The organism is Streptomyces sp. B93 (genome assembly GCF_018070565.1).
Taxonomy (GTDB): domain Bacteria; phylum Actinomycetota; class Actinomycetes; order Streptomycetales; family Streptomycetaceae; genus Streptomyces.
Genome location: NZ_JAGPXL010000017.1, coordinates 83,785 through 109,965 on the forward strand (window position 1 = coordinate 83,785; position 26,181 = coordinate 109,965).

At 72.3% G+C, this 26,181-nt stretch carries 25 protein-coding genes; 17 read left to right on the forward strand and 8 right to left on the reverse strand.

From position 1 onward, the window contains the following. The first annotated feature begins 40 nt into the window (after positions 1 to 40). The 6 genes from KBY47_RS18720 to KBY47_RS18745 all read left to right on the forward strand — a co-directional run bounded on the left by KBY47_RS18720 (position 41) and on the right by KBY47_RS18745 (position 8,452). On the forward strand, positions 41 to 1,171 hold the full coding sequence (locus KBY47_RS18720; protein ID WP_210922302.1) for an ATP-binding protein: 1,131 nt from the start codon (positions 41 to 43) through the stop codon (positions 1,169 to 1,171). 128 nt (positions 1,172 to 1,299) lie between these two features. Beyond that, positions 1,300 to 2,421, forward strand: coding sequence for a phenylalanine--tRNA ligase subunit alpha (gene pheS / locus KBY47_RS18725; RefSeq protein ID WP_210922303.1), 1,122 nt, complete (start codon positions 1,300 to 1,302; stop codon positions 2,419 to 2,421). Further along, positions 2,421 to 4,934 (forward strand): phenylalanine--tRNA ligase subunit beta, encoded by a 2,514-nt coding sequence (gene pheT / locus KBY47_RS18730; protein WP_210922304.1) that lies wholly within the window; start codon positions 2,421 to 2,423, stop codon positions 4,932 to 4,934. The genes pheS and pheT overlap by 1 nt, the downstream gene beginning before the upstream one ends. 228 nt (positions 4,935 to 5,162) lie before the next feature. Further along, on the forward strand, positions 5,163 to 6,188 hold the full coding sequence (locus KBY47_RS18735) for a PP2C family protein-serine/threonine phosphatase (protein ID WP_210922305.1): 1,026 nt from the start codon (positions 5,163 to 5,165) through the stop codon (positions 6,186 to 6,188). 255 nt (positions 6,189 to 6,443) lie between these two features. Next, entirely contained in the window at positions 6,444 to 7,784 is a 1,341-nt protein-coding gene (locus KBY47_RS18740) for a transcriptional regulator (protein WP_210922306.1), read from the forward strand. A 122-nt stretch (positions 7,785 to 7,906) separates the two neighbouring features. Continuing rightward, positions 7,907 to 8,452 carry an NUDIX domain-containing protein gene (locus KBY47_RS18745; protein ID WP_210922307.1) on the forward strand — a complete coding sequence of 182 codons (546 nt, stop codon included), beginning with the start codon at positions 7,907 to 7,909 and terminating at the stop codon, positions 8,450 to 8,452. A gap of 10 nt (positions 8,453 to 8,462) precedes the next feature. Here the strand turns inward: KBY47_RS18745 and KBY47_RS18750 are convergent, their stop codons facing one another. Then, positions 8,463 to 8,720: a hypothetical protein gene (locus KBY47_RS18750; protein WP_210922308.1), complete on the reverse strand. Its 258-nt coding sequence runs from the start codon at positions 8,718 to 8,720 to the stop codon at positions 8,463 to 8,465. A gap of 181 nt (positions 8,721 to 8,901) precedes the next feature. Next, positions 8,902 to 9,774: a 3-hydroxybutyryl-CoA dehydrogenase gene (locus KBY47_RS18755; protein WP_210922309.1), complete on the reverse strand. Its 873-nt coding sequence runs from the start codon at positions 9,772 to 9,774 to the stop codon at positions 8,902 to 8,904. A 181-nt stretch (positions 9,775 to 9,955) separates the two neighbouring features. Between KBY47_RS18755 and KBY47_RS18760 the strand changes: the two genes are divergently transcribed. Then, positions 9,956 to 11,182 carry a glycoside hydrolase family 10 protein gene (locus KBY47_RS18760; protein WP_210922310.1) on the forward strand — a complete coding sequence of 409 codons (1,227 nt, stop codon included), beginning with the start codon at positions 9,956 to 9,958 and terminating at the stop codon, positions 11,180 to 11,182. 2 nt (positions 11,183 to 11,184) lie between these two features. Here KBY47_RS18760 and KBY47_RS18765 read toward each other — a convergent pair whose 3' ends face one another. Together KBY47_RS18765 and KBY47_RS18770 are read right to left on the reverse strand one after the other, a co-directional pair. Beyond that, positions 11,185 to 11,385 carry a DUF1918 domain-containing protein gene (locus tag KBY47_RS18765; RefSeq protein WP_210922311.1) on the reverse strand — a complete coding sequence of 67 codons (201 nt, stop codon included), beginning with the start codon at positions 11,383 to 11,385 and terminating at the stop codon, positions 11,185 to 11,187. 90 nt (positions 11,386 to 11,475) lie between these two features. Then, positions 11,476 to 12,402, reverse strand: coding sequence for a DMT family transporter (locus KBY47_RS18770; protein WP_210922312.1), 927 nt, complete (start codon positions 12,400 to 12,402; stop codon positions 11,476 to 11,478). Here KBY47_RS18770 and KBY47_RS18775 point away from each other — a divergent pair. From KBY47_RS18775 to KBY47_RS18785, 3 genes are all read left to right on the forward strand, one after another. Beyond that, entirely contained in the window at positions 12,401 to 13,849 is a 1,449-nt protein-coding gene (locus KBY47_RS18775) for a PLP-dependent aminotransferase family protein (RefSeq protein ID WP_210922313.1), read from the forward strand. The two genes, KBY47_RS18770 and KBY47_RS18775, sit on opposite strands and share 2 nt — an antisense overlap. A gap of 63 nt (positions 13,850 to 13,912) precedes the next feature. Next, positions 13,913 to 14,350 carry a GNAT family N-acetyltransferase gene (locus KBY47_RS18780; RefSeq protein WP_210922314.1) on the forward strand — a complete coding sequence of 146 codons (438 nt, stop codon included), beginning with the start codon at positions 13,913 to 13,915 and terminating at the stop codon, positions 14,348 to 14,350. A 73-nt stretch (positions 14,351 to 14,423) separates the two neighbouring features. After that, complete coding sequence (locus tag KBY47_RS18785; protein ID WP_210922315.1) at positions 14,424 to 15,017, forward strand: histidine phosphatase family protein; 594 nt, start codon at positions 14,424 to 14,426, stop codon at positions 15,015 to 15,017. Here KBY47_RS18785 and KBY47_RS18790 read toward each other — a convergent pair. Further along, positions 15,006 to 15,464 carry a DUF6314 family protein gene (locus KBY47_RS18790; protein ID WP_210922316.1) on the reverse strand — a complete coding sequence of 153 codons (459 nt, stop codon included), beginning with the start codon at positions 15,462 to 15,464 and terminating at the stop codon, positions 15,006 to 15,008. The two genes, KBY47_RS18785 and KBY47_RS18790, sit on opposite strands and share 12 nt — an antisense overlap. Before the next feature lie 182 nt (positions 15,465 to 15,646). On the opposite strand from KBY47_RS18790, the gene KBY47_RS18795 reads away from it, so the two are divergent. Beyond that, positions 15,647 to 18,151 carry an alpha-L-arabinofuranosidase C-terminal domain-containing protein gene (locus tag KBY47_RS18795; RefSeq protein WP_210922317.1) on the forward strand — a complete coding sequence of 835 codons (2,505 nt, stop codon included), beginning with the start codon at positions 15,647 to 15,649 and terminating at the stop codon, positions 18,149 to 18,151. Positions 18,152 to 18,201: 50 nt separating this feature from the next. Here the strand turns inward: KBY47_RS18795 and KBY47_RS18800 are convergent, their stop codons facing one another. Beyond that, positions 18,202 to 19,071, reverse strand: a complete 870-nt coding sequence (locus KBY47_RS18800; protein ID WP_210922318.1) for an AraC family transcriptional regulator — start codon at positions 19,069 to 19,071, stop codon at positions 18,202 to 18,204. Between the two features lie 140 nt (positions 19,072 to 19,211). On the opposite strand from KBY47_RS18800, the gene argC reads away from it, so the two are divergent. Genes argC through KBY47_RS18825 form a run of 5 tightly spaced genes read left to right on the forward strand, consistent with a single transcriptional unit; the run spans position 19,212 to position 24,033 of the window. Beyond that, positions 19,212 to 20,240, forward strand: coding sequence for an N-acetyl-gamma-glutamyl-phosphate reductase (gene argC / locus KBY47_RS18805; RefSeq protein ID WP_210922319.1), 1,029 nt, complete (start codon positions 19,212 to 19,214; stop codon positions 20,238 to 20,240). Then, a complete protein-coding gene (gene argJ, locus KBY47_RS18810; RefSeq protein ID WP_210922320.1) occupies positions 20,237 to 21,388 on the forward strand; it encodes a bifunctional glutamate N-acetyltransferase/amino-acid acetyltransferase ArgJ in 1,152 nt (383 codons plus the stop codon). The genes argC and argJ overlap by 4 nt, the downstream gene beginning before the upstream one ends. Next, a complete protein-coding gene (argB, locus tag KBY47_RS18815) occupies positions 21,385 to 22,296 on the forward strand; it encodes an acetylglutamate kinase (RefSeq protein ID WP_210922321.1) in 912 nt (303 codons plus the stop codon). The genes argJ and argB overlap by 4 nt, the downstream gene beginning before the upstream one ends. Then, a complete protein-coding gene (locus KBY47_RS18820; protein WP_210922322.1) occupies positions 22,293 to 23,492 on the forward strand; it encodes an acetylornithine transaminase in 1,200 nt (399 codons plus the stop codon). Before argB ends, KBY47_RS18820 begins: the two co-directional genes overlap by 4 nt. 7 nt (positions 23,493 to 23,499) lie before the next feature. Next, a complete protein-coding gene (locus KBY47_RS18825; RefSeq protein WP_210922323.1) occupies positions 23,500 to 24,033 on the forward strand; it encodes an arginine repressor in 534 nt (177 codons plus the stop codon). A 72-nt stretch (positions 24,034 to 24,105) separates the two neighbouring features. Here KBY47_RS18825 and KBY47_RS18830 read toward each other — a convergent pair whose 3' ends face one another. Next, positions 24,106 to 24,675 carry a hypothetical protein gene (locus KBY47_RS18830; RefSeq protein WP_210922324.1) on the reverse strand — a complete coding sequence of 190 codons (570 nt, stop codon included), beginning with the start codon at positions 24,673 to 24,675 and terminating at the stop codon, positions 24,106 to 24,108. 123 nt (positions 24,676 to 24,798) lie between these two features. Here KBY47_RS18830 and KBY47_RS18835 point away from each other — a divergent pair, with 123 nt between their 5' ends. Then, on the forward strand, positions 24,799 to 25,410 hold the full coding sequence (locus KBY47_RS18835) for a TetR/AcrR family transcriptional regulator (protein ID WP_210922325.1): 612 nt from the start codon (positions 24,799 to 24,801) through the stop codon (positions 25,408 to 25,410). Between the two features lie 4 nt (positions 25,411 to 25,414). Here the strand turns inward: KBY47_RS18835 and KBY47_RS18840 are convergent, their stop codons facing one another. Further along, positions 25,415 to 26,152: an FAD:protein FMN transferase gene (locus KBY47_RS18840; RefSeq protein ID WP_247694926.1), complete on the reverse strand. Its 738-nt coding sequence runs from the start codon at positions 26,150 to 26,152 to the stop codon at positions 25,415 to 25,417. Between the last annotated feature and the right edge of the window lie 29 nt (positions 26,153 to 26,181).

The window sequence follows — 26,181 nt, forward strand, 5'->3', positions numbered from 1 at the left end:
TCGGGGGCCCACTGGACAAGCCGAGAGGTGGGGTACGGGGATGAGCGTCGGCACGAGCAGCGCACCGGGAGGGCACCGGGCGCGCCCGCCCGCCGACGCCGGTGATCCCGGCGGGCCCGGCTTGCACCCCGACGACCTGCCCGACGGACTCGTCGTCGCCGACGAGCGCGGCCGGGTGGTCTGCTTCAACGCCGCCGCCGAGCGCATCACCGCCGTCCCCGCCGCCGAGGCCCTCGGACAGCGGCTGGAGAAGGCGCTGCCGTTAGAGGACCTGGAGGGCAGGCGCTGGTGGCAGCTGACCGACCCGTACGGCGGCCTCGCCATCCGCGTGCGGCAGCCCGAGCGGAACCTGCTGCTGCCGGGCGGGCGGGAGGTGCTGGTCGCCGCCCGCTATGTGCGCGCCGCCCCCACCGGGCCGGTCCAGCGGGTCGTGGTCTCGCTGCGCGACACCGAGGCGCGGCGCCGCACCGAGCGCAGCCACGCCGAGCTGATCGCCACCGTCGCGCACGAGCTGCGCTCCCCGCTCACCTCGGTGAAGGGGTTCACGGCCACCCTGCTGGCGAAGTGGGAGCGGTTCACGGACGACCAGAAGCGGCTGATGCTGGAGACCGTCGACGCCGACGCCGACCGGGTCACCCGCCTCATCGCCGAGCTGCTCGACATCTCCCGCATCGACTCCGGACGCCTGGAGGTGCGCCGCCAGCCCGTCGACATCGGCGCCGCCGTCGGCCGCCACATCCAGGCCTACGTCGCCGCCGGGCAGTCCGCCGACCGGTTCCTGCTCCGCATCGAGCAGCCGCTGCCCGACCTGTGGGCCGACCCCGACAAGGTCGACCAGGTCCTGAGCAACCTGCTGGAAAATGCGGTGCGGCACGGCGAGGGGACCGTCACCATTGACATCACGGCCACGGCGTCACCCCGCGAGGGCGAGGACACCGGCACGTCGGTCACCGTGAGCGACGAGGGCCCAGGCATCCCGGAGGAGTCCATGAACCGCGTCTTCACCCGCTTCTGGCGGGGCAGCAAGCGCGGCGGCACCGGACTCGGGCTGTACATCGTCAAGGGCATCGTCGAGGCCCACGGCGGCACCATCACGGTCGGCCGCGCCCCCGGCGGCGGCGCCGAGTTCCGATTTACGTTGCCCGTGAGCGCTCCGGCCTATCTCGCCTGAGCGGCCCGCGGGCGCATTCGCCTGTCCCCACCCCGTTAGACTCGGCCAATGGCACCTTTGTGTCCTGCTCGCGGCCCTTCGAGTCGGTGACGGGGACTCCAGCCAGCCAATCGGAAGCACGGGAAGAGATGTCGGCACCCAATAAGTCGTACGACCCTGTCGAGGTCGAGACGTTGAAACCGGAAGAGATCGAGCGCATGCGGGACGAGGCGCTCGCCGCCTTCGCCGCCGCGGACTCCCTCGACGCACTCCACGAGGCCAAGGTCGCCCACACCGGCCCGGCCTCCCCGCTGGCCCTCGCCAACCGCGAGATCGGCGCCCTGCCGCCGCACGCCAAGGCCGACGCGGGCAAGCGGGTCGGCATGGCCCGCGGCGCCGTGAACAAGGCCCTCGCCGCCCGCCAGGCCGAGCTGGAGGCCGAGCGCGACGCGCGGGTGCTGGTCGAGGAGGACGTGGACGTCACGCTGCCCTACGACCGTGTCCCCGCGGGCGCCCGGCACCCGCTGACCACGCTGTCGGAGCGCATCGAGGACATCTTCGTGGCCATGGGCTACGAGGTCGCCGAGGGCCCCGAGGTCGAGGCCGAGTGGTTCAACTTCGACGCCCTGAACATCGGCCCGGACCACCCGGCCCGCGGCGAGGCGGACACCTTCTTCGTGCAGGGCCCCGAGGGCGGCACCGAGTCCGGTGTCGTGCTGCGCACCCACACCTCGCCGGTGCAGATCCGCTCCCTGCTCAGCCGTGAGCTGCCGGTCTACGTGATCTGCCCGGGGCGCGTCTACCGCACCGACGAGCTGGACGCCACCCACACCCCGGTCTTCCACCAGGTCGAGCTGCTCGCCGTCGACGAGGGCCTGACCATGGCGGACCTCAAGGGCACCCTGGACCACATGGTCCAGTCCCTGTTCGGCGAGGGCATGAAGACCCGGCTGCGGCCGAACTTCTTCCCGTTCACCGAGCCGTCCGCCGAGATGGACATGCTCTGCTACGTCTGCAAGGGCGCGTCCGTCGGCAACCCCGACCGGCCCTGCCGGACCTGCTCGTCCGAGGGCTGGATCGAGCTGGGCGGCTGCGGCATGGTCAACCCGCGGGTGCTGACCGCCTGCGGCGTCGACCCGGAGAAGTACAGCGGCTTCGCCTTCGGGTTCGGCATCGAGCGGATGCTGATGTTCCGCCACAACGTCGAGGACATGCGAGACATGGTCGAGGGTGACGTCCGGTTCACCCGGCCGTTCGGGATGGAGATCTGATGCGGGTCCCGCTTTCTTGGCTGCGGGAGTACGTCGACCTGCCGGAGACGGAAACCGGTCGGGACGTGCAGGCCAAGCTCATTTCGGCCGGTCTCGAGGTCGAGACCGTCGAGCAGCTCGGCGACGGGCTCAAGGGCCCGCTGGTCGTCGGCCAGGTGCTGACCATCGAGGAGCTGACGGAGTTCAAGAAGCCGATCCGCTTCTGCACCGTCGACGTCGGCCGGGCCAACGGCACCGGCGAGCCCCAGGAGCTGATCTGCGGCGCACGCAACTTCGCCGTCGGCGACAAGGTCGTCGTCGTGCTGCCGGGCGCGGTCCTCCCGGGCGGCTTCGCCATCTCCGCCCGCAAGACCTACGGCCGGACCTCCCACGGCATGATCTGCTCCAGCGACGAGCTGGGCATGGGCGACGACGGCAGCAAGGGCATCATCGTGCTGCCGCCGGAGACCGAGGTCGGCAAGGACGCCATCGAGCTGCTGGAACTGGTCGACGAGGTCCTCGACATCGCCGTCACGCCCGACCGCGGCTACTGCCTGTCGATCCGCGGCGTGGCCCGCGAGACCGCCACCGCCTACGGCCTGCCGCTGCGCGACCCCGCGCTGCTCGACGTGCCCGGTCCGAACGCGTTCGGCTACCCGGTCGCGGTCTCCGACCCGCTCGGCTGCGACCGCTTCACCGCCCGCACCGTCACCGGCCTCGACCCCGAGGCCCGCTCCCCGATCTGGCTCAGGCGCCGCCTCCAGAAGGCCGGCATGCGGCCGATCTCGCTCGCCGTCGACATCACCAACTACGTGATGCTCGAACTCGGCCAGCCGCTGCACGCCTACGACCGCGGCCTGGTCCAGGGCACCATCGGCGTGCGCCGCGCCGAGCCCGGTGAGAAGCTCACCACCCTCGACGGCGTCAAGCGCACCCTGGACGCCGAGGACCTGGTGATCACCGACGAGCGCGGCCCGATCGGGCTCGCGGGCGTCATGGGCGGCGCCAACACCGAGATCGCGGACCACGAGGACACGGAGAACGCCACTTCCGACGTGGTGATCGAGGCCGCCCACTTCGACCCGGTCGCCATCGCCCGCACCGCGCGCCGCCACAAGCTCTCCTCCGAGGCGTCCCGCCGCTTCGAGCGCGGCGTCGACCCGCAGGCCGCTGCCGCCGCCGCACAGCGCACCGTCGACCTGCTGGTCCTCCTCGCGGGCGGCACCGCCGAGGCCGGGGTCACCGAGGTCGTCACCCCGTCCGCGCCGCACACCATCACCATCCCCGCGGACCACCCCGACAAGGTCGCCGGTGTCGTCTACGGCCGGGAGACCGTCGTACGCCGTCTCCAGGAGGTCGGCTGCGACGTGTACGGGCAGGACGAGCTGCTCGTCACCGTGCCGTCCTGGCGGCCCGACCTGACCGACCCCAACGACCTCGCCGAAGAGGTCATCCGGCTGGAGGGCTACGAGAACCTGCCCTCCACGCTGCCCAAGCCGCCGTCCGGCCGTGGCCTGACCCACCGGCAGCGGCTGCACCGCCGGATCGGCCGGGCGCTCGCCGGTGCGGGCTGTGTGGAGGCGCCCAACTACCCCTTCGTCAGCGAGCAGGTCTTCGACCAGCTCGGCCTGGCGAAGGACGACCCGGCCCGCCGCGTCGTCAGGCTGACCAACCCGCTCAGCGACGAGGAGCCCGCGCTGCGCACGTCGCTGCTGCCGGGCCTGCTCGGCGCGCTGCGCCGCAACCACGGCCGCGGCAGCCACGACCTCGCCCTCTTCGAGACCGGGCTGGTCTTCCTGCCGCGCGAGGAGCAGCGGGTCGCCGCCGGGCTGCCCGTCGACCGGCGCCCCACCGACGAGGAGATCGCCGAACTCGGCGCCGCGCTGCCCGAGCAGCCGCGCCATGTCGCCGTCGTCCTCGCGGGCGCCCGTGAACAGGCCGGATGGTGGGGCAAGGGCCGTCCGGCGGACTGGGCCGACGCGGTCGAGGCCGCGCGGACCGTGGCAGCCGAGACCGGCGTCGAGCTGATCGTCCGCAAGGGCCAGTACGGGCCCTGGCACCCGGGCCGGTGCGCCGAGCTGGCGATCACCGTCGACGGTGCGCAGAAGGTCGTCGGCCACGCCGGAGAGCTGCACCCGCGCGTGGTGAAGGCCCTCGGCCTGCCCGAGCGCACCTGTGCGACGGAGCTGGACCTGGACGCCCTGGAGCGGGCCGCCGACGGCACCCCGCAGGCGCCGTCCATCTCCACCTTCCCGGTCGCCACGCAGGACGTCGCCCTGGTCGTCGACCGGCCGGTCCCACACACCGAGGTGGAGGCCGCGCTGCGCGAGGGCGCCGGTGAACTGCTGGAGTCCATCCGGCTGTTCGACGTCTACGAGAACGCGGAGCAGCTGGGTGAGGGACGCAAGTCGCTCGCCTACGCGCTGCGGTTCCGGGCGGCGGACCGGACACTGACGGTGGACGAGGCGTCGGCGGCTCGGGACGCGGCGGTTTCGCTGGCCGCTGAGAGGACGGGGGCGGTGTTGCGGGGCTAGGTGGTCCTGCCGGGTGCGGGTTGTCTGTGGCTGGTCGCGCAGTTCCCCGCGCCCCTTGTGGGGGGCGAGCCCCCCACACCCCCCGCACCATCCCCATCCCCTCTCATTTCACTCGTTCGGGTGGCAAGTCAGGGCGCTTGGCTTATCCGGGTCAAGTGGTCGACAGAATCAGACCGGCCTCTTCGGGGCCGGTCTGTGCTGTCCGGGCCTGATGGGGGGCCAATCGGCATGATGCGCATCGGTCTGGGGCGGCGGTTGCTCGCGCTCGGACTTCCCACGGCATGGGGCGCGGCGGCCATCGGCTACAAGCTGGCGTGTCCGCTCGCCGAGCAGAGCGGGCTCGGGGCGCGGATCGTCACCAGCGCCGTCTTCCTCGCCGTGGGTACCGGCCTCGTGCACCAGGTGCGGCGTGGTCCGCTGCGGGAGCTGAAGCGGGTCCGCAAGGTGGCGGGCGAGGCCCAGGACGCGCTGCTGCGTCCGCTGCCACCGCGGGTCGGCGGGCTGGACGTGGCCGCGGTGCGGCTCTCCGCGGACCGCGGTGCCGCGATGGGCGGCGATCTGTACGAGGTGGTCGCCACCGAGTACGGCGTCCGGGCCGTGGTGGGCGATGTGCGCGGGCACGGCATCGCCGCCTTCGGCACCGTCTCCGCGGTCCTCGGCAGTTTCCGTGAGGCCGCGCACGACGAGCCCGGCCTCGACCGGGTGCTGCGCCGACTGGACCGGGCCCTCGCCCGGCACCTGAGTGAGCAGGCCACCGAGGGGGAGGACTTCGTCACCGTCCTCCTGCTGGAGATCGGCCGCGACGGCCGGGTGCGCGCCCTCAACTGCGGCCACCCGTGGCCGTACCGGCTGCGGGGCACCGGGGTGGTGCCCCTCGCCCGGGCCGACCCGCTGCCGCCGCTGGGTCTCTTCCCGCTCCCCGACGACGAGCTGACCGCCGTGAGCTGTGGCCGTCTGCGGCCCGGCGAGGCGCTGTTCCTGTACACGGACGGTGCCGCGGACGCCCGGGACGGTCATGGCCGGTTCTTTCCCCTGGAGACGGTGCTGACGGAGGCGTTGCGGCAGCGTCCACCGACTCCGCAGATGCTCGTGGGCGCCGTCTTCACCCGCCTCCTGCGCCATACGGCGGGCCGCCCCGCCGATGACGTGGCCCTGCTGGTGCTGGCCGACGAGGGGCCGCGAAGACGTCGTACAGGGCCGCCGGACACCGCCCGAACAGCGGTGACCCGCCCACGGCCGCGGGTGCGCGGTTAGCCGTGGGGCCCGGGGACGCCGCCCCCCGCCACGGAGTGTCGGGCAGGCGACGGGGGGACGGCGTGTTTTCGGGCCGCCGCACTGTACGAGGGGGAGCCGGCGGCCCGGCCGGGCCTCTTGCGAGGCATTTCAGTCAACCGGCGGGAAACTCTCCGCAACAGCGCGCACACGGTACGGATTCGAGCACTCGGTTCACACCCCGTGTGAAACCGGATTCACTACGCTGTCGGCACCGAGCCACCTTGGGGGCATGGGATGCAGCCCAACACCCTGCTGGACGCGATCCTCGACGAGGCCGGAATCTCCCACGCCGGGCTGGCGGCGCACGTCAACCAGGCGGGACGGTCACGCGGACTGGCACTGCGCTACGAGCACACCGCGGTGGCCCGCTGGCTGAAGGGCCAGCGACCGCGCGGTCAGGTGCCCGACCTGATCTGCGAGGTCCTCGCCACCCGGCTGAGACGGCCGGTCACGCTCGACGACATCGGCCTCGGCGTACCGGGCGAACCGGGGACCCCGCACGGCACCTCGCTCTCCGGCTTCGTCGAACGGGCCACCGCGCTGTGGCGCTCCGACGAGCAGCAGCGCCCGCACCTCCTCGGCGCGCCCGCGGTCACCGGCACACCCGCCGTGATGCCGGTGTGGGAGTGGGAGAACCCGCCGGAGGACGTGGACGTCTCCCGGGGCGGACGGCACCGCGTGACCCCGGCCGACCTGGACCTGCTGCGCGCCGCCCGCGGCCACTACGAGCAGATGTACCGCAAGGCGGGCGGGGTGGCGACGCGCAGCCGGATCGTCGGGTTTCTCAACGCGGAGGCGGCCCCGCTGCTGCGCGGCGGCTACACCGACGCCACCGGCCGCCAACTGCACCGCGCCACGGGCGGGCTGGTGGCGATCGCGGGCATCTGCGCCTACGACTCCGACGCGCACGGTCTCGCCCAGCGCTACTTCCACCAGGCGCTGCGGCTGGCCAAGGCGAGCGGGGACCGGGGGCTCGGGGCGTATGTGATCGCGCTGCTGGTCAACCAGTCGCTGTTCATGAAGGAGTACCGCCAGGCCGTCGCGTTCGCCGAGGCGGCGCTGCGCACCGCGGGCAAGGACATCACCCCGGCGCTCGCCTCGGACCTGTACGCGATGCAGGCGAAGGCGTACGCGCACCTCGGCGACAGTACGAGCGCGCTGTCCTGCATCCGGCGGGCGGAGCAGGCCGCCGAACGCATCCGCCGTGGCTACGAACCCGATGAGACCGGCTATGTCCAGCCGGGCCTGGTCAACGTCCAGGTGGCGGAGGCGCTGCTGAGCCTCGGGGAGCTGGCGGCGGCGGGGGAGCACGCGGCGGCGGCGGTGGACAACCCGGCGCACGACCGGGGCCGGGTGCACCGGCTGGCCATGCTCAGCACGATCGAGTTGCGCCGGGGCAACGCCGACAAGGCGGTGGCCACGGCGGTGCAGATGGCCGAGCAGGCGCGGGGGATGGAGTCGCAGCGGCTGCGCGACAGACTCCGGGCGGTGCGCGACCATCTGGTGCGCAGCGGCGGCACGGGCACGGCGGAGGCGGCCGAACTCATCGACGGGGCGCTGCGCGTGCCGCTGTGACCCCCGCCCGCCGCCGGACGGCCTCGCGCCCGCGCCCGTGCCGCGGGTAGCTCCTCGTGCGCCTGCTGCCGACTCGTTCCTGCTGCGATATTGCCACTTACTCGTCGGAAGGTGGCAGAACCGTGCAGTGGACGAAACTGAACGAACGAACTGTGTATGCAAACCGCTGGTTCAGTGTCAATCTCGCCGATGTCGAGTTGCCGGACGGACGGCATCTCGACCACTTCCTGATCCGACTGCGGCCCGTCGCGGTGGCCACGGTGGTCAACGAGGCCAACGAGGTCCTGCTGCTGTGGCGCCATCGCTTCATCACCGACAGCTGGGGGTGGGAACTGGCGGCCGGAGTCGTCGAGGACGGCGAGGACATCGTGGCCGCGGCCGCCCGTGAACTGGAGGAGGAGACCGGATGGCGGCCGGGACCCCTGCGCCATCTGATGAGCGTGGAGCCGTCCAACGGGCTCACCGACGCCCGGCACCACATCTACTGGGCCGACGGCGGAGAGTACGTCGGACACCCCGTGGACGACTTCGAGTCGGACCGCAGGGAGTGGGTCCCCCTCAAACTCGTCCCCGACATGGTCGCCCGCGGCGAGGTCCCGGCCGCCAACATGGCGGCCGCACTGCTGTTGCTGCACCACCTCAGGCTCGGTCAGGACGTGCTGCCGTGAGGACGGCGGCCTAGCGTCCGACCGCCTGCCAGAGAGCCACGACCAGCGCGCCCACCGCGGTGACGGCCGCGATCGAGGGCAGCGGCCAGCGGGCGTGTTCCAGGGTGACGAGCCGGGTGTTCAGCTCGTCCACCTCCTTGGCGGTCTCCTTGGTGCGGTGGGTGAGCAGGGTGAGGCCACCCTCGACCTGGGCGTAGGCCACGTCCAGGCGGCGTCGTAACTCTGCGAGTTCTCCTTGGGCGACGGACTGCTCGGGATCGGCGGTCACGAACCGCTCCTTTCCGTAGTCGTTCCCTATCCCTTGCATGCGCATGATGAGTCAACTCGCCTGATGGGCCCATGGGGAGAGTGTGAGAGTGGCATATGCGTGCCCGGGGCGCACACGGTGTGTGAATGACACGGGCCCGGCACCGAAGAGGTGCCGGGCCCGGAGAAGTAGCGCTCGGTAATCAGCCGTAGGTGTAGAACCCGGAGCCGGTCTTGCGGCCGAGCCGGCCGGCGTCGACCATCCGCTGGAGCAGCGGCGGAGCGGCGTACAGCGGCTCCTTGAACTCCTCGTACATGCTCTGCGCCACCGAGGCGACCGTGTCCAGACCGATCAGGTCGGACAGCTTCAGCGGGCCCATCGGGTGGGCGCAGCCCATCTCCATGCCGTTGTCGATGTCCTCACGGCTGGCGATGCCCGTCTCGAACATCCGGATCGCGGAGAGGAGGTAGGGGATCAGCAGGGCGTTGACGACGAAGCCCGAGCGGTCCTGGGCGCGGATCGCGTGCTTGCCGAGCATCTTCTCGGCGAACAGCTGCGCCCGGCTGAGCGTGCCCTCGGAGGTGGTGAGCGCCGGGATCAGCTCGACGAGCTGCTGCACCGGGGCCGGGTTGAAGAAGTGGATGCCGACGACCTGGTCCGGCCGGGAGGTGGCGACCGCCAGCTTCACCAGCGGGATCGAGGAGGTGTTGGAGGCGAGGATCGCGTCCGGCCGGGTCACCACCTGGTCGAGCACCTGGAAGATCTCGGTCTTGACCTGCTCGTTCTCCACCACGGCCTCGATGACCAGATCGCGGTCGGCGAACTCGCCGAGGTCGGTGGTGAAGCTCAGCCGCTCCAGCGTGGCGTCCCGCTCGGCCTCACTGATCTTGCCGCGCTCGGCGGCCTTGGCGAGGGAGTTGAACAGCCGGGTACGGCCGATCTCCAGGGCCTCGCCGGTGGTCTCGGCGACCTTCACCTCCAGGCCGGAGCGGGCGCACACCTCGGCGATGCCCGCACCCATCTGACCGCAGCCCACCACTCCGACGCGCGTGATATCTCCCGAACTGACGGTCACATCGTCCCTTTCGCTGATCCGCGGCCGTGCCGTGCCACCGGGTCGCGGCGGCCACAGCCGACCCTGCTCCGATCGTGCACGTTACCCCCAAGTATCGATGATCGATCGGCGGGGTGGAGGCATGCTGGAGCCGCGGGACAATCAGTGATCGATCCAATCCGAAGCGTATGGGGGTCTTGTCATGCGACGGCTGTCACGGCGGGCGTTCGCCCTGGTCGCCCTGTCGACCCTGGCCACGACGGGAGCGTCCGCCGCACCGGTCCGCGGTGGCGACCCACGGGCCGCCACCGGGATGCGCGGCATGTGGCTGGCCACTGTGCAGAACCGCGACTGGCCGTCCGCCCCCGGGCTCTCCGCCGAGCGGCAGCGCGCCGAGCTGATCGCCCACCTGGACACCGCGGTCCGGCGCCGCCTCAACACGGTGATCTTCCAGGTGCGCCCCACGGCCGACGCGCTGTGGCCGTCGTCGTACGAGCCCTGGTCGCAGTACCTCACCGGCGTCCAGGGCCGGGACCCCGGCTGGGACCCGCTGGGCACCGCCATCACCGAGGCGCACGCCCGCGGGCTCCAGCTGCACGCCTGGTTCAACCCGCTGCGCGTCGCCGCCCACACCGACCCGTCCCGGCTCGTCGCCTCCCACCCGGCCCGGCGGCACCCCGACTGGGTCGTGGCGTACGGCGGGCAGCTCCACTACAACCCCGGGCTGCCGGAGGTCCGCGCCTTCGTGCGGGAGGCGATGCTGGACGCGGTGCGGAAGTACCCGGTCGACGCCGTCCACTTCGACGACTACTTCTACCCCTACCCGAAGCCCGGCCAGACCTTCGACGACGACGCCGCCTACGACGCCCACGGCGGCGCCTTCCCCGACCGGGCCGCATGGAGGCGCGACAACATCGACCGGCTGGTGCGTGACATGGCCGCCGGGATCAAGAAGGTCCGCCCGGCCGCCCGGTTCGGCATCAGCCCCTTCGGGGTGTGGCGCAACGCCGACAGCGACCCGCGCGGCTCGGACACCCAGGCCCTCCAGTCGTACGACGACCAGCACGCGGACACCCGCAAGTGGGTCAGGGAGAACTGGATCGACTACATCTGCCCGCAGCTGTACTGGCACATCGGCAACCGGGCCGCCGACTACGCCAAGCTGCTGCCCTGGTGGGCCGCGGTCGCCCGGGGCACGGGCACCGAGCTGTACGTGGGTGAGGCGCTGTACCGGGCCGGCGATCCCGCGCAGGCTGCGGCCTGGCAGGACCCGGCCGAGCTGTCCCGGCACCTCACCCTCGCCGGGGACCACCCGGAGGTGCGCGGTCATGTCTTCTTCGCCGCCCGGGAGGTGGCGGCTGACCCGGCCGGGGCGATGGCGCGGGTGGTGGCCGACCACTACGGGCAGCGGGCCACACTCCCGCGCTGAGTTCACTGCCCGGTGGTGGTCTCCCGGTGCCGGATCTCGGTGTCGGGGCCCGGCGAGCAGACGCCCTCATGGCCGTCCTCGAAGCGGACCCGGAACGGCGGGTTGCCCTCCTGGCCCATCACTTCGACGATCTCGCCGACCTTGTCGCTCTGTCCGACCACCCTGCCGTGCTGGACAAGCTGGTCGCCCACGCTTGCGCGCATCTTGGGGCCTCCTCCGTGTGCGGGAGCAGCGGTCCGTGGCCTTTCGAGTCTACGGCGCGGGGGTGCCGCCCGGGAGCGGTGCGCACGCCGTCAGCCGCGCGCCCGTTGCGTGACGGCGATGCAGACGAGCACCGCCGCGGCCGTCAGCGGGGCGGCCACCGTCAGGTGCTCGCCCAGCAGCAGCACCGACCACACCAGTGTGAGCAGCGGCTGGGCGAGCTGCAACTGGCTCGCCTTGGGGATGCCGATGGCCGCCATGCCCCGGTACCAGACGACCAGCCCCAGGAACTGCGAGCCCGCCGCGACCCACAGCACCCCGGCCACGCTGTGCGCGGTCAGCCGGACGGGTTCGTACGACAGCGCCACCGCGGCGGCGGGCACCGCGACCGGCAGGCACAGCACCAGCGCCCAGCCGATCACCTGCCAGCCCGGCATGATCCGGGCCAGCCGCCCGCCCTCGGTGTACCCGGCCGCGCACACCAGCAGCGCCCCGAAGAGGTAGACGTCGGCGGTGCTGAGGGCGCCGCCGCTCTGCTGCACGGTGAAGGCGGCCACCACGGCCGCGCCCGCCAGCGCCGCCGCCCAGAAGGTGCGCGAGGGCCGGGTGCCGGTGCGCAGCGCCGAGAACAGGGCGGTGGTCAGGGGGAGCAGGCCGACGACGACGGCCGCGTGCGCGGTGGTGGAGGTCTGGAGGGCGAGCGTGGTCAGCATCGGGAAGCCGACGACAACGCCGGCGGCCACCACCGCGAGGCCCGCCCAGTGCCTCCGCTCCGGCACCGGGACCCGCAGCGCGAGCAGACAGCCGCCCGCGATCAGGGCCGCCAGCACACTGCGCACCGCCACCAGCGACCAGGGCCCGAAGCCCTCCAGGCCCCAGGCGGTCGCCGGGAAGGTGAGGGAGAAGGCGGTGACGCCGAGGGCGGCCATGAGGGTGCCGGACGTCCTGCCGCGTCCCTGGGGCTCCGCGGTGCTGACCGCTATCCGGGTTGGCGCGATAGCGCTACTCTCTGCTCTCATGCAAGAGCGTAGCAGCGTGGCTGAACTGGCGGAACAGCTGAGGAGAGAGCTGAACCGCTATCCACCAGAAGGAAAGCTCCCGTCGAGCCGGGCCCTCGTCGAGCGGTTCCGGGTCAGCCCGGTGACGGTCTCCCGGGCCCTGGCGCAGCTCGCCGCCGAGGGACTGGTCGTCACCCGGCCCGGCGCCGGAGCCTTCCGCGCCCGCCCCCGCGCCACCGGGGCACCGGCCGCCGGGGACACCTCCTGGCAGGAGGTCGCGCTCAGCGCCGACGGCGCCGCCGACCTCGTACCCCGCTCGGTGGACGCCTCCGGCGTCCTGGTCTCGCTCGCCGCGCCCTCGCCCGGCGTCATCGAGTTCAACGGCGGCTATCTGCACCCCTCCCTCCAGCCCGAGCGGGCGATGGCGGCGGCGCTGTCCCGGGCGGGACGACGGCCCGGGGCCTGGGGACGACCGCCGATGGACGGACTGCCGGAACTGCGCGAGTGGTTCGCCCGGAGCATCGGCGGCGCCGTCACCGCCGCCGAGGTGCTGGTCACCGCGGGCGGCCAGTCCGCGCTCACCACCGCCCTGCGGGCCCTCGCCCCGCCCGGCGCGCCCGTCCTGGTGGAGTCGCCCACCTACCCCGGCATGCTCGCCATCGCCCGTGCGGCGGGCCTGCGCCCGGTGCCGGTCCCGGTGGACGCGGACGGCGTGCGGCCCGCCCTGCTCGCGGACGCCTTCCGGGCCACCGGCGCCCGGGTGTTCGTCTGCCAGCCGCTGTTCCAGAACCCGACCGGCGCCGTCCTCGCCCCCGACCGGCGCGCCGAGGTGCTGCGCATCGCCCACGGGGCCCGGGCGTTCGTCGTCGAGGACGACTTCGTACGACGGCTGGTGCACGAGGACGCCCCGCCGCTGCCGCGCCCGCTCGCCGCCGACGACCCGGACGGTGTCGTCGTCCACGTCGGCTCGCTCACCAAGGCGACCTCGCCCAGCTTCCGGGTCGCCGCCCTCGCCGCCCGCGGTCCCGTGCTGGAACGGCTGCGGGCCATCCAGGTCGTCGACACCTTCTTCGTCCCCCGCCCCCTCCAGGAGGCCGCCCTGGAACTCGTCGGCTCGCCCGCCTGGCCGCGTCATCTGCGGTCGGTCTCGGCCGAGTTGAGGGTCCGTCGGGACACCATGACCGCCGAGCTGCTCCGCGGTCTGCCCGAGCTGTCGCTGCCGTACGTCCCCTCGGGCGGCTACCACCTCTGGCCGCGGCTGCCCGACGGCGCCGACGACCTGGCGCTGACCGCCGCCGCGCTGCGCGCGGGCGTCGCCATCACCCCCGGCCGTCCCTACTTCAGTGCCGAACCCCCGGCCGCCCACATCCGGCTGAGCTTCGCCGCGGTGGCGTCGACCGGGGAGATCACGGAGGGCGTACGGCGGTTGCGGGCGGCCTGCGACGAGGTGCTCCCGCGCGCACGGTGACCGGGCGGGACCCGGGCGGTAATCCGCTCGACGCCCGCTCCCGTGAGTTGCGAGCATCCCCCCATGACCGACGTACCGCCCCTCGCTGAGGGCTATGAGATCTCCACCGACCCCGACCGCATCGACGCCGAGCGGGTGCACCGCTGGCTGTCCACCGACGCGTACTGGGCGCTCGGCCGGGCCCGGGCGAAGCAGGACAACGCGATCGCCGGGTCGCTCAACTTCGGGGTGTACGACACCGCCTCCGGCGCGCAGGTCGCCTACGCCCGGGTGGTGACCGACCGGGCGACCTTCGCCTGGCTCTGCGACGTGTACGTCGACCCGGCGGTGCGCGGCAAGGGGATCGGAACGGCGCTGGTGGTGGCGGTGCGCGAGGAGCTGCGGCCGTTCGGGCTGCGGCGGATCATGCTCGCCACGCATGACGCCCACGACGTCTACGCCAAGGTCGGCTTCGAGCCGCTGGAGCGGCCGGACCAGTGGCTGGCGCTGACCTTCGGGTAAGTTTTCGAGCACCCTCGGTAACTCCCAGGTAACACCTCTTGACCTGCGCACTTTCGAGGCTCACGATCCCCGCATGTCACTTCGGGTCACGTTCGTCGCCAGCGCGCGCAGCTCCCCCCTGCTCGCCGAGCGGTTCGAGGACGACCGGCCGCTGGACCAGGCGGGCTGGGAGGAGGTGCAGCACGTCGCCCGCGACCTGCTCCCGCTCGCCACGGCCGAGCTGCGCTACTGCTCACCGACCCCGCGCAGCCGCGCCACCGGGGACGCCCTCGGCTACCACCCGCTGGTGCAGCCCGCGCTGCGGGACTGCCACATGGGCCGCTGGCGCGGGCTGACCCTGGGGGAGGCGATGGCCCGCGAACCGGACCTCGTGGACGCCTGGCTGGCGGACCCCCGCTCGACGCCGCACGGCGGTGAGTCGCTGCTGTCGTTCATCTCCCGGATCGGCGGCTGGCTGAACACCCGGCCGGTCGAGGAGCACGGCTGGATCGTCGCCGTCGCCGAGCCGTCGGTGATCCGCGCCGCCCTGGTCTACGCGCTGAAGGCGCCGCCCTCGACGTACTGGAACATCGATGTCCGCCCGCTGTCGACGACCACCGTCACCGGCTGGGCGGGCCGCTGGCACCTGTGCCTGGACGGGGCACCGGCGCACACCTCATGCGCGTAGGCCCGCCGCCTCGCGGGTGTAGTCGGTGCTGATCACCAGGTCCTTCGCGGGACCCCGCACCCGCCACACCGTCCGCCAGCGGTCCCGGTCCCGGACGCTGAACTCGCCGCGGTAGAGGTCGGCGGAGCACGGGTGGTCGGCGGTGTGCCGTCCCGTGGTCAGATCGAGGTCGTGGAAGGCACGGCCGTCGGCGAAGCGCACGTCGGCCGTCCCGGGGGCGGGGCCGGGCAGGAAGCGCAGAGTGCGTTCGGCGGGGCGGGCGACGCCCTGCCAGACGAACGTGCCGGACTCGTGGTGGAGCAGTCCGGAGCCGTCGAGGTGGCGGAAATCCGTCGTACCCGTGAAGCGGCCTTCGTCGCCGGTCGTCAGATCCCGCACGGAACGCTCGACGCGCCAGCGTCCGGCCAGATACGCCATCACGTCCGGTACCGGCCAGAACTCGCCCATCGCCTGCCGCTCCCCGTCCCGTACGTCGCTGCGTGACCCATTGACGCGTACCCGCCCCCTCCCTATCTTGCCGTTCGAAGTGCTGACCAATGTCCGATATTTCGAACCAGTCCGTTCGAGTCCGTTCGGGTCCGTGCGTGGCCCGTTCGTGGCCCGTCCGGGCACAGAGCCGCGGAGTATCCATGTCACGCACCACCACGCGCCCCCGCGCCGCCCGCTCCCGCTGGAGACTCGGCCTCACCGCCACCGCCTGTCTGGTGGCCACCGCCGTGGTCGCCCCGGCGCCCGCGCACGCCGAGGCCGTCACCGACTACACGATCACCGTCGACCCGTCCGCCCGGGGCGCGGAGATCGACGACACGATGTACGGCGTCTTCTTCGAGGACATCAACCGGGCCGCCGACGGCGGTCTCTACGCCGAACTCGTGCAGAACCGGTCCTTCGAGTACTCCACCGCCGACAACGGCTCCTACACCCCGCTGACCTCCTGGACCGTCGACGGCACCGCGAAGGTCGTGGACGACGGCGGGCGGCTCAACGACCGCAACCGCAACTACCTCTTTCTGACCGCCGGTTCCTCCGTCGCCAACGCGGGCTACAACACCGGCATCCGCGTCGAGGCGGGCAAGCGCTACGACTTCTCCGTCTGGGCCCGCACCCCGGGCCCCGGCACGCTCACCGTCGCCCTGCGGGACGCCGCCGGCACCCTGGCGAGCACCCGCCAGGTCGCCGTCCGGGGCGACTGGACCAAGTACACCGCCACCTTCACCGCGACCCGCACCAGCAACCGAGGCCGCCTCGCCGTCGGCACCACCACCGACGCGGCGCTCGACATGGTCTCGCTCTTCCCGCGCGACACCTACAAGAACCAGTCCAACGGCCTGCGCAGGGACCTCGCGGAGAAGATCGAGGCGCTCGACCCCGCCTTCGTCCGCTTCCCCGGCGGCTGCCTGGTCAACACCGGCTCGATGGAGGACTACAGCGAGGCCTCCGGCTGGCAGCGCAAGCGCTCCTACCAGTGGAAGGACACCATCGGCCCCGTCGAGGAACGCGCCACCAACGCCAACTTCTGGGGCTACAACCAGAGCTACGGCCTCGGCTACTACGAGTACTTCCGCTTCGCCGAGGACATCGGCGCCATGCCGCTGCCCGTCGTCCCCGCCCTGGTCACCGGCTGCGGCCAGAACCGCGCCACCGACGACGAGGCCCTGCTCCAGCGCCACATCCAGGACACCCTCGACCTGATCGAGTTCGCGAACGGCCCGGCGACCTCGACCTGGGGCAAGGTGCGCGCCGAGATGGGCCACCCCAAGCCCTTCCGCCTCACCCACCTCGCCGTCGGCAACGAGGAGAACCTGCCCGACGCGTTCTTCGCCCGCTTCCAGAAGTTCCGCGCCGCGATCGAGGCCGAGTACCCGGACATCACGGTCGTCTCCAACTCCGGCCCCGACGACACCGGCACCACCTTCGACCGCCTCTGGCAGCTCAACCGGGACACCGGCGTGGAGATGGTCGACGAGCACTATTACAACAGCCCCCAGTGGTTCCTCCAGAACAACGACCGCTACGACGACTACGACCGCGGCGGCCCCCAGGTCTTCCTCGGCGAGTACGCCTCCCAGGGCAACGCCTTCAAGAACGCCCTCGCCGAAGCCGCCTTCATGACCGGCCTGGAACGCAACGCCGACGTCGTCAAGCTCGCCTCCTACGCCCCGCTGCTCGCCAACGAGGACTACGTGCAGTGGCGCCCCGACATGATCTGGTTCAACAACCGCGCCTCCTGGGGCTCGGCCAGCTACGAGGTCCAGAAGCTGTTCATGACCAACGTCGGCGACCGCGTCGTCCCGTCCACCGCGACCACCACCCCCGACGTCAGCGGCCCGGTCACCGGCGCGGTCGGCCTGTCCACCTGGGCGACCAGCGCGGCGTACGACGACGTGCGGGTCACCGCGGCGGACGGCACCCCCCTCCTCACCGACGACTTCTCCGGCGACGCCTCGCGGTGGACCCACACCGGCACCGGCAGCTGGACCGTCCGGGACGGTGAGTACGTCCAGACCGACACCGCCGCCGAGAACACCATGGTCACCGCGGGCGACCCCGCCTGGCACGACTACGACCTGCATGTGAGGGCCACCAAGAAGTCCGGCAACGAGGGCTTCCTCGTCGCCTTCGGCGTCAAGGACACCGGCAACTACTACTGGTGGAACCTCGGCGGCTGGAACAACACCCAGTCAGCCGTGGAACAGGCCGTGGACGGCGGGAAGTCCACCCTGCTCGCCAAGCCGCACTCCGTCGAGACCGGCCGCGCCTACGACATCGACATCCAGGTCCGCGGCCGTCAGGTCAGCCTCCACCTCGACGGCGAGCTGTGGGGCAGCTTCACCGACGACAAGCCCGCCGAGCCGTTCCGCCAGGTCGTCACCGAGGACGACCGCACCGGCGACCTGATCGTCAAGGTCGTCAACGCCCAGTCCGTCGCCGCGCGCACCGCCGTCGACCTGGGCGGCGCCAGGGTGGCCTCCCGGGCACGGGTCACCACCCTGGCCGCCGGGCCGGACGACGTGAACACCGAGACCGACACCCCGGTCACCCCGGTGACGTCCACGCTCACCGGCGTGGCGAAGAAGTTCACGTACACCTTCCCGGCGAACTCGGTGACCTTCCTCAGGATCGCCCGGCGATAGCCGCGGCGCCCGGAGGCACCCGCACGCCCGTGCGGGTGCCTCCGGGCGCGTCACCCCGGTTCGACGGGGAGCCACAGCTCGCAGGTGGCGGTGGTGAAGTCGGCCGCGCGGTCCAGGACCGCGACGATCGAGGGGCCCGGCCGCAGCCGCCACGGGTTGGAGGGGAACCACTCGGTCGCGGTCGCCGCCCAGGCCGTCTGCAGGGCCCGGGGGTGGGGTCCGCTGGTGCGGAAGACCGCCCACGTCCCGGCCCGTACGTCGATGACGTCGAGGTTGTCGGGGACCGGCGTGTCCCGGCCGAGGGCGACCCCGTGCAGATAGGTCAGTTCGGTGCCCTCCCGGGCGTCGGGGTCGACGTCGTCGCTGACCTGGAGCAGGCCCCGGGGTTCGGTATCGCCGAGGGCCTTCAGCCGCAGGTGCTCCTCCTGCGGCAGCGCGGCGATGTGCTCCTGGATGTGCGGGTTGACGCCCTCGTGGACGAGCGGGACCCGGGCAGCGTGTCCGGCCAGCCGGAACGCGGGGCGGTCGACGAGGCGGGTGTCCATGGGGATGCTCCCTTCGACGGTCAGGCGGAACCTGAGCTGCGGTTGTGTGCGCAAGGGGCCCCCGGCACGGCGCACCTCGCCGGGACCGGCGCCGTGGACCGACCGGAACGCGCGTCCGAACGCCTCGGCCGAGCCGTACCCGTACCGGACGGCGATGCCCAGCAGGTCCCCCTCGCCCCGGACGACGTCGGCGGCGGCGACGGTCATACGGCGCCGCCGCACGTACTCCGACAGCGGCATACCGGCCAGCGAGGAGAACATCCGGCGCAGGTGGTACTCGGTCGTGCCGAGCGCCCGGGCCAGCCCGTCGACGTCGAGTTCCTCGGTGAGGTGCTCCTCGACGAGATCGACGAGCCGGTTGAGTGCCGAGATCATGCGGCCTCCTTTCGGCTCCAACCCTGGCAGTGGGCGCCCCGGCGGTACCCGATCGCCGTGGTCCGATCCGGTCATGCGGATACATTGCATAAACGTGCAGCGATACGTATAGTCATGCCATCCAGGAGGAGGATTCTTCGATGACGGTACGTGCGGCAGTGGCCGGGGCGAGCGGATACGCGGGCGGTGAGCTGCTGCGTCTGCTCCTCGCGCACCCCGAGGTGGAGATCGGCGCCCTGACCGGCAACTCCAACGCCGGACAGCGGCTCGGCGCGCTCCAGCCGCACCTGCTGCCGCTGGCCGACCGGGTCCTTGAGGGGACCACCGCCGAGGTGCTCGCCGGGCACGACGTGGTCTTCCTCGCGCTGCCCCACGGACAGTCCGCCGCCGTCGCCGAGCAACTCGGACCGGACGTCCTCGTCGTCGACATGGGCGCCGACTTCCGCCTCGAGGACGCCTCCGACTGGGAGGCGTTCTACGGCTCCCCGCACGCCGGGACCTGGCCCTACGGGCTCCCCGAACTGCCGGGTGCCCGCGCCGCGCTGGAGGGGTCCAAGCGCGTCGCGGTACCCGGCTGCTACCCCACGGCCGTCTCCCTCGCCCTGTACCCGGCGTACACCGCGGGCCTGGCCGAGCCCGAGGCCGTGATCGTCGCCGCCTCCGGCACCTCCGGCGCGGGCAAGGCGCCCAAGCCGCACCTGCTCGGCAGCGAGGTCATGGGCTCCATGTCGCCGTACGGCGTCGGCGGCGGCCACCGGCACACGCCCGAGATGATCCAGAACCTCAGCGCGGCGGCGGGCCAGCGGGTCGCCGTCTCCTTCACCCCCACCCTCGCGCCGATGCCCCGCGGCATCCTCGCCACCTGCACGGCCGCCGCGAAGGAGGGCGTGACCGCCGGGACCGTACGCGCCGCCTACGACAAGGCCTACGCCGACGAGCCGTTCGTCCACCTCCTCCCCGAGGGACAGTGGCCCGCCACGGCGTCCGTCCACGGTTCCAACGCCGTTCAGGTGCAGGTCGCGTACGACGCCGCCACGCGTCGCATCATCGCGATCAGCGCCATCGACAACCTGACCAAGGGCACCGCCGGCGGTGCCGTGCAGAGCATGAACCTGGCCCTCGGCCTCCCCGAGGGACTGGGACTTTCCACGATCGGAGTCGCGCCGTGAGCGTTACGGCAGCACAGGGGTTCACGGCGGCCGGGGTCGCCGCCGGGATCAAGGAGAACGGCCAACCGGACCTGGCCCTCGTGGTCAACACCGGGCCCCGCCGCGCCGCCGCGGGCGTCTTCACCTCCAACCGTGTCAAGGCCGCACCCGTGCTGTGGTCCGAGCAGGTCCTCAAGAGCGGTGAGCTGACCGCCGTCGTCCTCAACTCCGGCGGCGCCAACGCCTGCACCGGCCCCAAGGGCTTCCAGGACACCCACGCCACCGCCGAGAAGGCCGCCGAGGTGCTGGACATCGGCGCGGGTGAGGTAGCCGTCTGCTCCACCGGCCTGATCGGCGTCCTGCTCCCCATGGACAAGCTGCTCCCCGGCGTCGAGACCGCCGCCGCCCAGCTCTCCGAGCACGGCGGTGCCCGGGCCGCCGTCGCCATCAAGACCACCGACACCGTCCACAAGACGGCCGTCGCCACCAGGGGCGGCTGGACCGTCGGCGGCATGGCCAAGGGCGCGGGCATGCTCGCCCCCGGCCTCGCCACCATGCTCGTCGTCCTCACCACCGATGCCGACCTTGACAGCGCCACCCTCGACCGGGCGCTGCGCGACGCCACCCGGGTCACCTTCGACCGCGTCGACTCCGACGGCTGCATGTCCACCAACGACACCGTGCTGCTGCTCGCCTCCGGCGCCTCCGGGGCCACCCCCGGGTACGCCGAGTTCGCCGACGCCGTACGGGAGGTCTGCGACGACCTCGGCCAGCAGCTGATCCGGGACGCCGAGGGCGCCAGCAAGGACATCAAGGTCGAGGTGGTGGGCGCCGCCACCGAGGACGACGCCGTCGAGGTGGGCCGCTCCATCGCCCGCAACAACCTCCTCAAGTGCGCCATCCACGGCGAGGACCCCAACTGGGGCCGGGTGCTGTCGGCCATCGGCACCACCAGAGCCGCCTTCGAGCCCGACCGGCTCAACGTCGCCATCAACGGCGTCTGGGTCTGCAAGAACGGCTCCGTGGGCGAGGACCGCGAGCGGGTCGACATGCGCTACCGCGAGGTGCACATCGTGGCCGACCTCGCCGCCGGGGAAGAAACCGCCACCATCTGGACCAACGACCTGACCGCCGACTACGTCCACGAGAACAGCGCCTACAGCTCATGAGCACTCCGACGCGGAAGCACACCGCGCTCCCCAAGGCCCAGATCCTCATCGAGGCGCTGCCGTGGCTCACCCGCCACCACGGCAGGACCGTCGTCATCAAGTTCGGCGGCAACGCCATGGTGAACGAGGAACTGAAGGCGGCCTTCGCCCAGGACGTCGTCTTCCTGCGGCACGCCGGGCTCAAGCCCGTCGTCGTGCACGGCGGCGGCCCGCAGATCAGCGCAGCCCTCGACCGGCACGGCATCGTCAGCGAGTTCAAGGCGGGCCTGCGCGTCACCACCGAGGACGCCATGGACGTCGTACGGATGGTGCTGGCCGGGCAGGTCCAGCGCGAACTGGTCGGGCTGCTCAACCAGCACGGCCCGCTCGCCGTCGGCCTCACCGGCGAGGACGCGCACACCATCACCGCCACCCGGCACCAGCCCGAGATCGACGGCGAGCTGATCGACATCGGCCGGGTCGGTGAGATCACCGAGATCGACACCGGCGCCATCGAGGCGCTGCTCGCCGACGGCCGTATCCCGGTCGTCTCCTCGATCGCCCGCTCCCAGGACGACGGACATGTCTACAACGTCAATGCTGATACGGCGGCTGCGGCACTCGCTGCTGCGCTGGGCGCCGAGATCCTCATGGTCCTCACCGACGTCGAGGGCCTCTACGAGGACTGGCCGCACAGCGACGAGGTGATCAGCCGCCTCACCGCCACCCAACTGGAGCGACTGCTGCCCGACCTGTCCTCGGGCATGGTGCCGAAGATGCAGGGCTGTCTGCACGCCGTACGCAACGGCGTCACTACCGCCCGCGTCATCGACGGCCGGGTCCAGCACTCGATCCTGCTGGAGATCTTCACGGACGAAGGGATCGGCACGATGGTCGTGCCGGACGAGAAACAGGGGGACCAGGCATGACCGCCAACCAGGAGCTGACCCAGCGGTGGCAGGGCGCGCTCATGAACAACTACGGCACCCCCCGGCTGCCCCTGGTCCGCGGCGCGGGCACCCGGCTGTGGGACGCCGACGGCAAGGAGTACCTCGACTACGTTGGCGGCATCGCCGTCAACGCGCTCGGCCACGCCCACCCGGCCGTCGTCGAGGCGGTCAGCAACCAGATCGCCTCCCTCGGCCATGTCTCCAACCTCTTCGTCGCCGAACCGCCCGTCGCCCTCGCCGAACGGCTCCTGGAACTCTTCGGCCGCGACGGCAAGGTGTACTTCTGCAACTCGGGCGCCGAGGCCAACGAGGGCGCCTTCAAGATCGGACGGCTGACCGGGCGGCCCCACATGGTCGCCACCCGGGGCGGCTTCCACGGCCGCACCATGGGCGCCCTCGCCCTGACCGGCCAGCCCGGCAAGCAGGAGCCGTTCCTGCCGCTGCCCGGTGACGTCACCCATGTGCCGTACGGCGACGCCAAGGCACTGGCGGCGGCGGTCACCGAGGAGACCGCGCTGGTGATCATCGAGCCGGTGCAGGGCGAGAACGGCGTCGTCGTGCCGCCCGCCGACTACCTCAAGGCAGCCCGCGCCATCACCGCGGCCACCGGCGCGCTGCTGGTCCTCGACGAGGTGCAGACCGGTGTCGGCCGGACCGGGCACTGGTTCGAGTACCAGGCGCACGAGGGTGTCCTGCCCGATGTCGTCACCCTCGCCAAGGGCCTCGGCGGCGGGCTGCCGCTGGGCGCCACGGTCGCCTTCGGGCGGGCCGCGGAACTGCTGGGGCCCGGCCACCACGGCACCACCTTCGGCGGCAACCCGGTCGCCTGCGCCGCCGGACTCGCCGTCCTCGACACCATCGCGAAGGACGGGCTGCTGGAGAACGTCAAGCGGCAGGGCGAGACGTTGCGCGACGGTATCGAGTCGCTGAACCATGCGTTGATCAGCCATGTCCGGGGCGCGGGTCTGCTCCTGGGTATCGTGCTCACCGAACCGCTCGCACCACAGGTGCAGCAGGCGGCTCAGGACGCCGGCCTCCTGGTGAACGCGCCCGCCCCCGATGTCGTACGGCTGATGCCACCGCTGAACCTCGGGGACGACGAAGTGGACGCGCTTCTTCAGGCGCTGCCCGGCATCCTCGACGCCGTGCACGGGGACGGACGATCCGGAGAATGAGACGACGATGAGCCAGGCGCAGGACCACGGGCCCGCCGTGCCACAGACCCGCACGGCACGCCACCGCCGGATCGTGGACATCCTCAACCGGCAACCGGTGCGCTCACAGAGCCAGTTGGCGAAACTCCTCGCCGACGACGGGCTGAGCGTCACCCAGGCGACGCTCTCCCGGGACCTCGACGAGCTGAACGCCGTCAAGATCCGCAACAACGACGGCGACCTCATCTACGCGGTCCCCAGCGAGGGTGGTTTCCGCACGCCCCGGGCGCCGCTGGGGGAGTCGGCGAAGGAGGAGCGGATGCGGCGGCTCTCGCAGGAGCTGCTGATCTCCGCCGAGGCGTCGGCCAACCTCGTGGTCCTGCGGACCCCTCCGGGGGCGGCGCAGTTCCTCGCCTCGGCGATCGACCAGGCGGAGCTGCACGACATCCTGGGGACGATCGCCGGTGACGACACGTTGCTGCTGATCAGCCGGGACCCGGGGGGTGGGCAGGCGCTGGCGGACCATCTGCTGCGGCTGGCTCAGAACGGGCACGGGCACTGAGGCTTTCGCCGTTGCCGGGTGCGGGGCGTCGTGGCTGGTCGCGCAGTTCCCCGCGCCCCTGGGCCGGGACGGTTACGCCTTCTGCGTGGCTCGGCCCAGGCGGACGGCCGAGATGAGGAAGAAGACGCCGCCCAGGAAGGCATAGCCCGCGAGGGAGGTCAGGGCGGCGTCGTCCTTGCCCGCCTGGGCGAAGAAGGACGCGCCGGCGAGGGTGGAGATGGCGCCGCTGGCGATCATCGCCCACTGGCCGCCCAGCCGGCGCCGGGCGAAGCCGACGACGAGCTGCACCAGGCCCGCGGTGACGGCCCAGACGCCCCAGACCCGCAGCACGGCCGGGATGCCGGAGGCGGCGGCGACGGCCAGGCCGACGCCGGTGGCGGCACTGAGCGCGATGTTGGCGTACAGGCCGCGGACCGGACCGCCGCTGACCTTGGCGGACCTGACGTCGACCACGGCGCAGGCCACGTCGAACAGCGGGTAGACCACCAGCAGCGTCGCGCTCAACGGGCCCAGGGACGAGGCGGTCGCGAAGAGCAGGGCGGCCCATCCGGCGGCGAACCCGAAGCGCACGAGGTAGAGCTTGCGCAGGGCTGCCGCCGCGGGGGCGCCGGTGGTGGGGGTGGTGGCGGCAAGGGTGTCCATGGGGTGCCTTCCAGCTGTGCGAAACGATGAGGGAGAACGTTCGGTCTACCTCGCATCCAAGGGGAGGCGGGTGTGCCCTGTCAAGACCGATCGTTCTCCCTCATGGTTCGGTAGCCTGGGCGCATGGGCCAGAGCACTAAGGGAAACAGCACGTCGGAAGCGCGATCGCGGCTGCTCGGCACGGCGACGAGGATCTTCTACGCGGAGGGCATCCACTCCGTCGGCGTCGACCGGATCATCGCCGAGGCGCAGGTCACCCGCGCCACCCTGTACCGCCACTTCACGGGCAAGGAAGAGCTGGTCCTCGCCTACCTCGGCCTCGCCGACCGGGAGATCCGCGCGCAGGTCGAGGCGGCCGAGGAGAGCGAGCGGTCGGCGGCCGACAAGGTCCGGGCCGTCAGCCGGTCCATCACCGCGGGCATCCGCTCCCCGGGATTCCGCGGCTGCGCCTTCCTCAACGCGGCGGCCGAATACCCCGACCCGGCCCACCCGATCCACCAGGCCGTCCTGGCCCACCGGCAGTGGTTCCAGGAGACCGTCACACGGTTGCTGGCCCGGGTCGGCGACGCACCGGCCGACGCCGACGGCCGCCACTACGTCATGCTCCGCGACGGTGCCATGGCCGCGGGCTGCCTCTCCGACCCCGAACTGGTCTCCGAGACCTTCCTGCGCGGCGTCGAGGGCATCCTGCGAGCGCGCACCGCCTCAGCGCCCGCGCCTGACGCCCGGGTGTGAACGGTCACCCGAGCCAGGCGGCCAGCCCCCGGGTGCAGCGCACCTCGTCGCCCGCGGTGATCAGCAGCGCCTCCACCCCGTCCAGCGACTCCAGCCAGGCGAGCCCCGCCCGCGAACCCATCGCGAAGGCCGCCGTGGCCCAGCAGTCCGCCCAGGTGAGCCGGGGCGCGACCACGGTCACGGCCACCAGGTCGGTCACCGCGGAGCGGCCCGTGCGCGGATCGACGACATGGGCGCCCCGCTCGGCGGACCCGGAGGTGGCGACGGCCAGTTCGCCGGCCCCGGCGGCGGAGACCACCGCCGCGAGACCGCCCGGCCGCAGCGGGTCCGCCACCCCGACCCGCCAGGGCCGCCGCACGCCGGGCGTGCCGAGCAGCTGGACGTCGCCGCCGCCGTTGAGGTTGACCCCGCTCGCCCCGCCCGCCGCCAGCTGCCGCGCCGCCCGTTCGACCGCCCAGCCCTTGACGATCCCGGTGGGGTCGAGCCGCCCCTCGAAGGACATGCTGAACCAGCCGTCGCTCACCCGTTCCGCCTCGGCGCCCAGCTCCAGCACCTCGCGGACCTCGGGAGCGCACTCCTCGACGGTCAGTTCACCGCGCGCCAGCCGGGACACCTGACTGTCCTCGCGGTAGGTGCTGAAGACGGCGTCGGCCTCGTGCAGCCCGGCGACCGCCGCGCTGAGGGCCGGGCGCAGGGCGCCGGGGTCCCCGCCGCGGACGTCGAAGGAGAAGACGGTCCCCATCGCCTCCTCCACGTGACGCACCGCGGCGG